The following is a 12,595-nucleotide window of genomic DNA, read 5'->3' on the forward strand; positions in this document are numbered from 1 at the left end:
TCACCATCAATCTCATATCGATAAACGTTTGTTATACAGAATGTCTTCTTCACACGCTATATTCGTTGTAATGTCTGGGAAGGGTTCAATAGCTTGCTCAGATCGGGAATTTCATCTGGAAAAAGGAATGATTATGTTTGTTCCGGCTGGAACATCCGTTAAAATAGAAGGTTCTCCTGGGACAGGAAGTGAATTGCAATACTATAAGCTTGATCTGATGGTGGCTGAGTTGAAAGAAGAGACTTCGAACGCTTTGTCTAGAAGAAACACGGAGAAGCAGCAGGAACTTTCCCAAAGTCCAGATTCTCCGACATTATTACCGCTTATGCAACTCAGCTACAGTCCGTGGAGTTCCTGTCTGGAAGCCTTGGAACAAATACTGCGTCAACAGGTCACTGGCGATTGGCTGGAGCAATGGGAGGTACAGCTTCGTTTTCAGGAGTGGTTCCGTGCCTTAATTCGCCAGAGTGCCCCCGAAACAGAAGTACCCGATGACCGTGCCCGTCTTCAAAGTTCAATTCGTTATATTGGCGACCACTATGATCAGACCATAACCGTGGATGAGCTCGCGGCAGATATTGGTCTTACCAGAGCCAGCTACACTCGGCAATTCAAAAAAATTACGGGCAAGCTCCCGCTTGAATATGTAAATGCGGTTCGGCTTGAACGTTCGAAGCAACTATTGCAGCTGACGGATGATCGCATCCATGAAATTGCACAGAATGTGGGATTTAGCAGCGAGTATTATTTTGGTCGCCGATTTAAGCAATACGCTGGTATTTCACCTGGGTTATACCGCCGTCATCACCGTCAAGAGGTTCGTGTCTTTGCTCCGTATCTGGAGGACTTTGTGTTGGCTCTTGGCGTAAAACCTGTACTGCAATGTTCGCATCATTCTTGGGGCAGACAGCATTATTTGGGGTTGGATGACGTACCTGAATTTGATGTGAGCCAGATGGATGCACAGTTTAATCTGGGCAATGTACCTGATTTTATCATGCTGGACAAGGGATATGATCGATGGAATCTGGACCGCTTCGAGCAGGTAGCACCTACGTTTTACGTGGAACATCTGGGAGAAGATTGGCGCTCCATTTTGAGATCGACCGCCGATGTATTGGGAAAGGTGAATCGGGTTCAAGATGTAATTGGTGCGTATGAGGACAAGGCAATGGAAGCTAAGAGTCGGTTATCACGTTATATGCGTGGTCAGACGGTAGCTTTTTTACGCATATCTGCTTCGGATATTACTCTCTATGGGGATAAGCAGGGTTACGTTGGCCCTGTAATATATCAGGATCTTGGACTGACTCCGCACTCCCGTGCGCAGCAATGGACAAGACACGAGCGGAGGATTTTCATTGGATTGGACCAGTTAAGTCAGCTTCATGCGGATCACTTGTTGATTACATTTGACACTGGAAATTCTTCCAAACCTGGAGATGAGCGCGAACTGCTCGATAGGGATGAATGGAAACGTCTGCCTGCGGTGAAGAGCGGCAATGTGTATGAGGTGGACTTTATGTCGTGGATGAATTACGGTGTGATCTCACATGGGAAGAAGATTGAGGATGTATTGCGGTTTATGGCTTGATAATGAATGGTCTGTGAGATGTTTTTCGAAAAAATCAAGAAAACCATATAACTTTCAAAACTATCAAAATTTTGTGATGTAACTCACGGGCACTCTATGAATCTACTGGTATTATCCTTTTCGTTAATCTATAATCTGTTTGTTTAATAGACTAAATAAAGGAATTTTAATTAGATTGAGGAATATATTATAACAGATAGGATATAAACTAAAGGAGCAGATCAATGATAAAGGATAAAATTCCAATTTGGTTCTGGTGTACCTCGGTAGTAGTTGTCATTATGCTAGTATATAACTTGTTTCAAGTAGATTCTCGTATTAACATGCTTGCACTAGGCATTCTAAATATTGCTAATGCCATTCGGATGTGGAAGAAATATCGGAACTCAGCAATTATATTTTTGATAATAGGTGTTCTTTGTGTAGTTTTATTTTTCAAATATCTATATCAATAATCATCTTGAAGCCTGACCGTCATTTATATGACGGTCTTTTTCGTTTCAGAGATTAGAACAATGAAGGCATCATAATGAGTGACAAATGACAAAAATATCTTGTGTGTGGAACAGTCGGAACAGATCGAGTGCCAGTAGATGGAGTGAAATTTCTGTTCGCCATCTGCGAAAAAATATAGACTAGCCATGTGCGCTGAAGGAAATCGATTACTAACGGGTATTGTTCAAGGTTGTCCGGACCTTTCAAGAAATTAGGGACGCGCATATTATTCCCAAGATTGAGGATATACAGCGGTTTATGGCTTGATGGATGGGTTTTGAATAACAATCAGGCTGGATTCAACATCGGAGAAAAGGAAAATATTATAACATTCCATTTTAATGTATAATATAGGAAAAATGAACTGGAGAATAGACATCCTATGAATAAAAAAATCTGGGCCTCGCTTTTAGTAATAGCTGTTATTGGAATGATTCCTGTTACAGCAATATCGACGACTACGGTTGCCGAATCGCATGAAATTTTGGGTGAAGATCTTCCTGAAAGCTTACGATATGATTCTAACCATCCAGATATAATTTATGTGAAGGATTGTGGGGTCTTCGAGAAAGTGGATTCGAGTTTAGTAGATTACGGCGAAGAAGAAGTTGTGTTCGATGATATACAAAAGGTAACAGATAAAACGAATGTAATTGTTGCTTATGATGCAACTTACATCAAAAAAGGTGAATGGGAATAGCTAATTCATTAGATTTACAATCTGGAAGCGGAAAGGCATCATATGCCATTGATAAACACGACAACAACAAAGGGCCATTTAAGAGTCGGAAGGATTATATCCTGTTTGATCGGGTGTTGACGTTTGAGGTAAGTGAATACTAAATAGAATGTGAAGTTCCTTCAGCTTAGTTGAAGGGGCTTCTTTTTGCTTCACTGTGATGAATGAGCCAATGCAACTGCTCGAAAGGCTTGTTTCATCTTATTTTAGTGTAGCGTTTACAAAAAAACTGGATAACGAGCACAAAATGCAAAAGCGGATGTCCTTGACTGAACGATTGTGACATACCATTAGAGTGAAGGCTGATCTGTAACGCAGGGATTGAAGTCTTCAAGCATAGCCATGAATGGCGGATGGGAGAGCTGTAATGACAAAACGGGTAATTCTGTTGGAAGAAGGTACGGCAGAGATGAAAGGGCTAATGGGCAGTAAAGGGGCTGATCTTGCAGAGCTGATCCATGCAGGGCGGTCTGTCCCGGCCGGATTTGTGGTCACAACGGAATGCTGTCGCGAGTTCTGTACCCGTCTTGGACATCTTTCCGGTGAAGGAGAGGAAGAGATTATTAACGCGATCCGGCATCTGGAACAGCAAACCGGGAAGTTCTTCGGACATTCGGAGAATCCGCTACTACTCGCGGTACGTACGGACCAGGATCGAGCCTCAGCAACTGCGACACAATCACTGCTCAATGTTGGTCTGAATGATGTTACTGTGGAAGGACTCGCACGTCAAACCGGTGATCGGTTGTATGCACTCCAATGTTATCTAGATTATTTAGAGGAATATGGACAGCTGGTATATGCAATTCCGTCTGAATTTTTCACAGAAATATCGAGTCATGTCAAGGGTCAGGATGAAGCGGAACTTGAATTATCCATTACCGAATTTAAATATTTAATTGAAGGGGAGGGGCGTAACCCTTTTCCTCAAGATGTTCAAATTCAATTCAAAGAAGCAGTACGTGCGGTATATCATTCACAGCGTATTAAAGCATCCAGATCTCAGGACGAGATCATGCGTAAATCATATTACATCTCTTCGGAGCAAAGCGCTCCTGTTCTTATACAGACGATGATGCATGGAAAATGTGGAGAATCAAGCGGGACCGGAACAATATATACGCGTAACCCACTTACAGGAGAAAAGGGAATTACAGGACAATATGTCCCAACCGGGAACGCGAGCCAAACAGATCACAGCCTCGAGCGTTTACGGAATGACGAACCTGAGCTGTACACAAGTTTGCTGGAGATAGGTAGCCAGCTGGAGACGAATAAGGGAGAAGTGCAGGAAATCACCTTTGTGATTAAATCCGGCGCGTTGTATGTTGTGCAGACCCAGCCCGCACGATTATCCTCAACAGCCACACTGAGGAGTACTGTGGATTTTGTCCATGAAGGACTCCTCAACAAGGAGGATGCACTTCTTCGCATCGAACCTGCGCATATCACGGAAGTGTTGAAGCAACACTACACAGATTCTAACAGCGAAGCGAGCAATGGACATCTGCCCATACAGATCCAGCCAGTAACTAATGATGAATGTCCAGCTTATAACAACTCAGATTCACTTTTATCAGCAGATCTGCAACTACTGCTCAATTGGGCTGATGAAGTGAAAGAGCTGAAGGTACTGGCCAATGTAGATCATCCACAGGATGCCATGACAGCACGGCTACAAGGGGCCGAGGGAATAGGTCTTTGCCGTACAGAACATATGCTATTGTCACCTGTGCGGTTACCATTTGTACAAAAAATGATCCTGGCAGACAGTGAATCCGAACGCAGGCGTGGGTTGGAGCGTCTGTTGCCGATGCAGCAGTCTGATTTTGAACAGATATTCGAAGCGATGGATGGATATCCGGTAACGATACGTTTGCTCGATTCGCCGTTGCATGAACTGTTACCGGATCTGGGAGTGTTGGAGAAACGACGTGAGTGGTTACAAGCAGAGGAGTGGCAGGAGCAAAAAGACCATCAGATTAAACTGGAGGAACTGGAGCGTGTAATTCGCAGAGTCAGTGAATTGCATGAACATAATCCGACATTGGGGCAACAGGCTTGTCGGCTGAGTACGGTGTTCCCGGAGATCGTTGATATGCAGCTGGAAGCGATATTCCGCGCAGCGGTGAAAGGTATCCGGCAAGGCTGGTGGGTACGTCCCGAGATTATGATCCCACAGATCGGTCATGTGCATGAACTTCAGGTGATGAGAGATCTGGTGGATCATGTGGCTGACCAAGTGCTGGGTGAGGAGAAGCGGCATTGTCACTATAGAGTGGGGGCGATGATCGAAGCTCCGAGAGCGGCGCTGACGGCGACACACATTGCTCGCCAGGCTGACTTTTTCTCGTTTGGCACGGATGAGCTGACAGAGATGACATTTGGATATAGTCGCCATGAAGCTGAGAAGCGCCTCCTTCTCCTTCAACGTGATACGGACTCTCGTACGGTAACGAATAATCCATTTCATGTGCTGGATATTGAGGGAGTCGGACAACTCATTGAGATGGCGGTAGTCCAAGGTCGAATTCGAAAACCTCATCTGAAGACAGGGATCTGTGGAGAAAATGTTGTGGATCTGGAGTCGATTACGTTCTGCCACCGCATTGGTCTCGATTACGTAAGCTGTTTGCCTAAACAGATCCCTTATGCACGAATTGCTGCAGCACAAGCAGCCATTAAGGAACAGAGAGAGGGAGCGGACACGCAGAACACGGATATCTCTACAATTGCGTAACGCTCACCCTGTCCTACACGGAACTTCCATGGAATAGCAACCAGAAAACTGTTATACTGAAATATGCGTTTTGTAAAATGAACGTAAAATTTCAGGGTAAGGGTTGAAAGCGACCATGTATAATTCCAAAAATGAACGAACTTCATCACGGACCTTATTTGCCGTGTTATTCATTCTTATGCTGCTGAAGCTGTCACTGTTGCGGTATTTCTTTTTCCAGGGTCTGTCCGGCATCGGTCTGTTAACTGACGCATTAGGCGCACTAACTGTGGTTTGCCTGCTGGATCTGATCGTGCCCAAAGGCTGGAAGCGAGCAGTATACGGAGGATTTAATGTTCTGTTTTCTCTGGTGCTGTTCGCGGCTACGTTGTATAACGTTCATTTCAGTTCGGTACCCACCTATACCGCGCTAAGTGAGCTGGGGCAAGTTGCCCAAGTACGGGGAAGTATCGGACCACTGGTACGACCGGAGCACTTTCTGTTTTTTGCAGACATCGTACTGGCATTGCCAATATGGTTGATTATGCGTAGACGTGCTGGCGGGCGTAACCACAGCAGTTACCGCGATAGCGGTTTGACGTTTGGTAGAATTCGCAGACGTTACTGGGGCAAGCTCGGCGTTGCGCTTACGGCTGCATTCTGCATCGTGCTGTCTGGAAGTTTTATTGTCAAAGGTGAAACGATTGATAACGAGTTGGTGCGAGCGGAGAATCTCGGTTTCCTAAACTATCAGGTATCGTCTGCGATTCTGACGAGCAAAGAAAATGAGGCCATTGCGAATGGCAACATTAACGAAACCATTGCCAAGATCAATGAGCTGGTTAGCCAGTATCCGTATCAGGATACACCAAGTAATGGTACAGCCGTGAAAGCCAAATATTTTGGTCAGGCCAAAGGTAGTAACCTGATTGTACTGCAACTGGAGTCCTTTCAGAATTTCCCGATTAATGCTTCATTGGATGGTCAGGAGTTAACACCGGTACTGAATGATCTGGCCAAAGAAAGCTATTATTTCTCTCATTTTTTCCAACAGATCGGACAGGGAAACACATCAGACGCGGAGTTCATGTCGAACACGTCTATCTATCCAACCGGAGTTGTTCCCATGTCAGCAGGGTATAGTGACCGTGAACTGCCGAGTCTTCCCAAGTTATTAGGAAAAGAGGGATATGAGTCCGAGACGTATCACGTTAATGACGTCACCTTCTGGAACCGGAACAAAATGTATCCGGCACTCGGATTCACTCGTTACTTCGACAAGCCCAGCTTCGAGAACGACAGATTCAATGACTTTGGACCATCGGATGAAGAGCTGTACCGTGTAGGTGTGGAAAAAATGACTGCGCATCAGGCTGCGAATCAGCCGTTCTATGCTCAGTTCATAACGGCATCGAGCCACTCGCCGTTTACGGTTCCCGCTGATCGTGCACGGATCACGATTCCTGCGACCATCACGAATAAACTGCTTTACGATTATCTGCAAGCGATCAACTATACGGATTATGCCATCGGTCAACTCATTAATGAGTTGAAGGCGAAGGGATTATGGGATAATACTACTTTAGTGCTCTACGGAGACCACTTTGGTCTGCCTGCTGACGAAGAGATTACACAGCAGATTCAGGCCAATCTGGGCGTCCCGTATGACGGTAAAGTAAGTCGATTCAACATCCCGTTCATGATCCACACGCCGAAACAGACCAAAGGACAAGTGATTGAGCAGCCAGGCGGTCAGTTGGATATGTTGCCAACGATTATGAATCTGATGGGAGTTTCGCTCCAGAATGAGAAATTCACTGCCTTCGGACATGATCTACTCAACATGGACCACAATGCCTTTGGTATCCGGTATTACTTGCCGACGGGTTCATTTGTCAACGATGACATTATGTTTATCCCGGGTGCGGGCTTTGACGATGGAACAGCCTATTCGCTGAAGACATACGAACCGGTAACGGATTTGGAACCGTATCGTGCCGATTATGAACATGTGCTCAGCCTGATGAAACTGTCTGACGAGTATGTGAAGTTGCTACCGAAACGTGCACCATAAATCAATTTTCTGCAATAGGTCAGATCAAAAACGTCACCAGTTCAAAAGCTGGTGGCGTTTTTTTGCATGTTTCTTGCACAAGTGTGGTAATAAAGAGAATAACTAAAGTTTGAAACTGTAATAATTAATGTTACAATGGAATGAGCAAGAATGAAGTGAGCAAAAGCGCGTAATATTCGCTGATCTCATATTCACAGTACTTATGAACCTAACAGACGAGAGGATTGAATATATATGAAACTGAGTGTACTCGAACATGGACATATCAATGAAGGACGAAGTGTACAGGATACGTTGCAGGAAACGGTGAAACTCGCACAACATGCGGATCAATTGGGGTACTCCCGGTTCTGGATGTCGGAGCATCACGGTAGTGGTGCGCTGTCATTCTCCAGTCCTGAAGTTATGATTGCACATGTGGCTGCACATACTGATCGTATTCGTGTAGGTTCCGGTGGCGTTATGTTACCTCATTATAGTGCCTATAAGGTTGCAGAGAATTTCCGTCTGCTGGAAGCTTTGCATCCGGGGCGGATTGACCTGGGGATTGGCAGAGCACCAGGTGGCATGCCGATTGCCAGCAGAGCTCTGAATGAGGGGAAATCATCGAATGTACAATTCTTCCCGCAACAGATCGCGGATCTGGGCGGATACTTCCACGAGCAGTTGCCCGAGGATCATCGGTTTGCATCCCTGGTAGCCGGACCATCGGTTCCCACGGTACCAGAAGTGTGGTTGCTGGGTTCCAGCTCCGAAGGTGCAAGAATTGCTGCGGCACAAGGGACATCGTATGCGTTTGCCCAATTCTTCGGAACACCAGGCGGCGAAGAAGCGATGAAACATTACCGCAGACATTTCAAGCCGTCCATCCTGAATGACAAACCACATTCAATGATTGCTGTCTCGGCATTCTGCGCGGAGACAGAGGAAGAAGCTGCTGAACTTGCACGCAGCAATGAGCTTTTCTTCTTACGCCTTGGACGAGGTCTTGAACAAAGTTCATTCCCATCTCTGGAGACGGTGAACAACTATCCATACACAGCGATGGAGATGGAACAGATTCGTCAACGTCGTTCTTTTTCCATCGTGGGAACACCGGATCAGGTGAAAGACAAAATTACCGCAATGGCTGAACGCCATGAAGCAGACGAAGTCATTATTGCATCAGCGGTCCATTCGTTTGAAGCACGTCTGCGCTCATTTGGCTTGATTGCAGAAGCCTTTGGACTCAAGCAGGACTAATGGTAAGCAAGCGGGAATAACTACTCTAAACAGACTGGAATCTTGCTCATGCAAGGTTCCGGTTATACTCTTGCGTGATCAGGGAGAGGAGAGATTCACATGCGCAGATGTGTCATTAGTGATATTCATGGCTGTTACGATGAATTTAATGCACTGCTTAAGCTTGCAGATTATAATCCGCAGCAGGATGAATTGATTTTACTCGGTGATTATGTGGATCGCGGTCCAAGCAGTAAACAGGTCATCGAACAGATTATGCAGCTTCAGCAACAGCACGATATTATGGTGATCAAAGGCAATCACGATGCCATGATGGTCAAGGCGTTAACCCAGGATGTTGAGCAATATGATCAACACTGGATCCGTAATGGTGGATTACAGACGATGGCAAGTTATCTGGATCTGGAGCTTACTTATGATGAGCAACAGATAGATTGGGAAGCTTATGCTGAAGCCAAAAAGTGGATACGTACACACTATGAACACCATCTTCTTTTTCTAGAACAGCTTCCGCTGGTGTACGAAATTCCGGGTTATATTTTTGTGCATGCCGGGATCAACCCGGATATCGAGGATTGGAGAAGCCAGTCCGAGCGGGACTTCATTTGGATTCGTGAATCATTCTATTCCAAACCAACGACGATTAGAGAGACGGTCGTATTTGGACACACCCCCGTGAAGCATTTGCATGATGAGTCAGGCATTTGGTTTGACCCGAGCGGAGACAAAATTGGCATTGATGGTGGTTGTGCATACGGAGCACAACTGAACCTGCTGGAGATTAGCGAGGACGGCAGTCTACAGACCTTTTTTGTACGTCAAGGGCAGAGCGCGGAAGAGCCTGAGATTTAATGTTTTCGTTGCGTATCAGAGTTTCATATGCTAATTTATAAGGTTGTACGATGGAATAAATAGGATACATACCATATCGACTTGAGGGTAATGAACCAAGCTTGGCTATTTTCCAAAATGACTTGCCTGAGAATGATTTGCAATTAATTCGCTGTAAAGGGATTGGAATTAAGCCTTATTAGCGCTATAATCAGTAGGGTATGATTGAAATATGACATGTATTATTCTAAATCAGAATTGACGGAGGGCTATGAATATGGAAAAAGCGTTAATCTTCGGTCACAAAAATCCCGACACGGATACGATCTGTTCGGCAATCGCCTATGCGGATCTCAAAACAAAATTGGGTCAGGACGTTGAAGCAGTTCGTCTCGGCGAAGTCAATGGTGAAACCCAGTTTGCACTGGATCAATTCAAAATTGCAGCACCACGTCTGATTAAAACAGCTGCAAATGAAGTAAACAAAGTTATTTTGGTTGACCACAACGAGCGTCAGCAAAGTGTAAGCGATATTGAGGAAGTGACGGTTGTTGAAGTTATCGACCATCACCGTATTGCTAACTTTGAGACAAGCGGACCTCTGTATTTCCGTGCAGAGCCTGTAGGTTGTACAGCAACCATTTTGAATAAAATGTACAAAGAAAATGGTATCGAAGTGAGTGCACCGATTGCTGGCCTGATGCTGTCTGCGATTATCTCCGATTCCCTGTTGTTCAAATCCCCGACTTGCACAGAGCAGGACGTAGCCGCTGCGCGTGAACTGGCTGCCATTGCTGGTGTAGATGCAGACAGCTATGGTCTGGACATGCTGAAAGCTGGCGCGGATCTGAGCCAAAAAACAATTGCTGAACTAATTTCCCTGGATGCAAAAGAATTCGTAATGGGTCAATCCAAAGTGGAAATTGCACAGGTTAATGCCGTTGACGTGAATGATGTTCTCGTGAAGCAACCTGAGCTTGAAGCAGCTATTGATGCGATCATTTCGAGTAAAGGTCTCGACCTGTTTGTATTTGTCGTAACAGACATTCTGAACAACGATTCCGTAGCTTTGGCATATGGTACATCCACTAAAGCCGTGGAGAAGGCTTACAATGTGACGCTGTCTGATAGCAGAGCTATCTTGAAAGGCGTAGTATCACGCAAATCACAAATTGTACCGGTTCTGACGGAAGCGTTCAACACGCTGTAAATCAAACCGATTGGCATATTCATACGCTGATATGTATTACAAATAAGTAGCAATACCATCCTAGCCTGCTCTGATCCGTAAATGGTCAGGACAGGCTTTTGATGTAGAGGAGGAAGAATCATGATCAAAAATGAAAAGATCAAAGCAGCCGAAGTGCAGCTGACCGGCCTGAATGGTGAAGATCTGGGTGTGATGTCCACGCAGGAAGCACTTTTACTTGCAAAGCAGCATAAAGTGGATCTGGTGTGCTTGTCCTTGATGACGAGTCCACCGCCATGCAAGCTGATTGGCGCAGGAGCAGCCAAAGCGGAAGCGCAGCAGGCGAAGAAAAAAGCGAGCAAATCCCCCGATAAACGTAAAGTAAAGGAAATTCGCTTGAACCTTGCGATGGAAGATCATGACCGGGAGACGAAGCAGTCTCAGGCGGAGCGCATTCTGAAGAAGGGTGATTCGGTAAAACTCGTCATCCAGGTGCATGGAGCCAAAGAAGGAGTTGCAGGCAAGGAGTGGGCTGAGCAGCTGAGCAAATCGCTGGCTGAATTCGGTAGCAAAACGACAGGTGTTCAGGTAAGTGGTAAACAGGTTGTTGTGCAACTGGACCCGAATGCGTAAACTGCCAGGTGCGATCCTCGGTGTAGTACAAAGGTAAGGCGAATGTTGATGCAGTAATGATCTTTTGGATGTAAAGAAAGCCCAATGAGGTGGCAGGCTAACTGCTGCTGTATTGGGCTTGTTTGTCATCACTTGGATTGAGGTATTGTTCGCAATTGAATGCAAAAGCCGTTTCCGTTTCAGTAGTTCAACTGCGTAAATAACGGCTGCCACCAAGTCGTACATATAACTGTCCGGGTAAAACAGGCGTAGAACCAGCGGCCATATTATTCTGGCTGTTTTTGGCGAATCGGGATAAATAAAAGAAGTCCGGATAGATCACCATATCCATTAAGTAGGCGGAGACTCGGCTACCTGGAACGCGGAACTGATTCAGGGTACGTATAATCTCTTCGCCACTTGCAATACCAATGCCATGACCATAATACAAGTTCTCGCGCAGCATGAACGTATTCTCTCCCTGCCACTCGGGGGTTTCCGGAGAAACATCCGGATTTTTGAAATACAGCACATCTCCTGGCAGGGCGGTTTCGCTACCGTTTTTTTCGGTTAATCGCAGGTCACTGTCATAATGCCAGTCAAAGAGTAACAGATTTCGAAACAGGGAATTAAAGGCGTCTTCGCGAATGCTTCCCAGCACTCCACCATACAGCACAATAACGGTAGCTGTTGCACATTCAAAAGCATATAAGTGTCCATTCCTCCAGATATCCCGGATGCCGTCGGCAGGGGTCACGTTTGATCTTAGCTCAAACCCACCTTCCGCATTACGATTCCAGTAGGCAGGATTACATCTGGATTTTTCAAAGGATGCAAAACTCACACCGCTTCGATCCAGCCCTTCCGCGGCTTCCACGAGAGAGCCCCTCAAGTCCCATTCAAATCGAAGATGATCCATGGATTGGTACACATACCTCGTTGGACGATTCTGGAGTTGCTGTAACCAATACCATTCAAAATCAGACCATTCCGAGCGGTTCAGCTGGACGGGTTGATTAGCAACAATGATCATGATCCATAACCTCCGTTCCTATTCGAATATTCAACATTGTATAATCGGGAGAGCACGGGTATTGTGT

Annotated in this window: 9 protein-coding genes and 1 pseudogene; 9 read left to right on the top strand and 1 reads right to left on the bottom strand. The window is 45.6% G+C overall.

Annotation, left to right across the window (positions count from 1 at the left end):
• Positions 1-40: 40 nt before the first annotated feature.
• The 9 genes and pseudogenes from EL84_RS18740 to infC all read left to right on the top strand — a co-directional run bounded on the left by EL84_RS18740 (position 41) and on the right by infC (position 11,516).
• Positions 41-1,594 (top strand): helix-turn-helix domain-containing protein, encoded by a 1,554-nt coding sequence (locus EL84_RS18740; protein WP_268794706.1) that lies wholly within the window; start codon positions 41-43, stop codon positions 1,592-1,594.
• 877 nt (positions 1,595-2,471) lie between these two features.
• On the top strand, positions 2,472-2,789 hold the full coding sequence (locus EL84_RS18750) for a hypothetical protein (RefSeq protein WP_047842650.1): 318 nt from the start codon (positions 2,472-2,474) through the stop codon (positions 2,787-2,789).
• Positions 2,790-2,806: 17 nt separating this feature from the next.
• Positions 2,807-2,932: pseudogene (locus EL84_RS32855) on the top strand (galactose oxidase); the annotation flags it as partial.
• Positions 2,933-3,195: 263 nt separating this feature from the next.
• Entirely contained in the window at positions 3,196-5,568 is a 2,373-nt protein-coding gene (locus tag EL84_RS18755) for a putative PEP-binding protein (protein WP_047842651.1), read from the top strand.
• Between the two features lie 115 nt (positions 5,569-5,683).
• The gene (locus EL84_RS18760) at positions 5,684-7,621 is read left to right on the top strand and encodes an LTA synthase family protein (protein ID WP_047842652.1); all 1,938 of its coding nucleotides are present in this window, start codon (positions 5,684-5,686) and stop codon (positions 7,619-7,621) included.
• 234 nt (positions 7,622-7,855) lie between these two features.
• Positions 7,856-8,863: an LLM class flavin-dependent oxidoreductase gene (locus EL84_RS18765; protein ID WP_036670607.1), complete on the top strand. Its 1,008-nt coding sequence runs from the start codon at positions 7,856-7,858 to the stop codon at positions 8,861-8,863.
• Between the two features lie 99 nt (positions 8,864-8,962).
• Complete coding sequence (locus tag EL84_RS18770; RefSeq protein ID WP_047842653.1) at positions 8,963-9,715, top strand: metallophosphoesterase family protein; 753 nt, start codon at positions 8,963-8,965, stop codon at positions 9,713-9,715.
• 256 nt (positions 9,716-9,971) lie between these two features.
• Positions 9,972-10,904, top strand: a complete 933-nt coding sequence (locus tag EL84_RS18775) for a manganese-dependent inorganic pyrophosphatase (RefSeq protein ID WP_017688903.1) — start codon at positions 9,972-9,974, stop codon at positions 10,902-10,904.
• Positions 10,905-11,024: 120 nt separating this feature from the next.
• Positions 11,025-11,516, top strand: coding sequence for a translation initiation factor IF-3 (gene infC / locus EL84_RS18780; protein WP_047842654.1), 492 nt, complete (start codon positions 11,025-11,027; stop codon positions 11,514-11,516).
• Positions 11,517-11,703: 187 nt separating this feature from the next.
• Here the strand turns inward: infC and EL84_RS18785 are convergent, their stop codons facing one another.
• Positions 11,704-12,528 carry a protein-glutamine gamma-glutamyltransferase gene (locus tag EL84_RS18785; protein WP_081745900.1) on the bottom strand — a complete coding sequence of 275 codons (825 nt, stop codon included), beginning with the start codon at positions 12,526-12,528 and terminating at the stop codon, positions 11,704-11,706.
• Between the last annotated feature and the right edge of the window lie 67 nt (positions 12,529-12,595).

Source organism: Paenibacillus sp. VT-400 (assembly GCF_001029205.1).
Lineage (GTDB): Bacteria > Bacillota > Bacilli > Paenibacillales > Paenibacillaceae > Paenibacillus > Paenibacillus amylolyticus.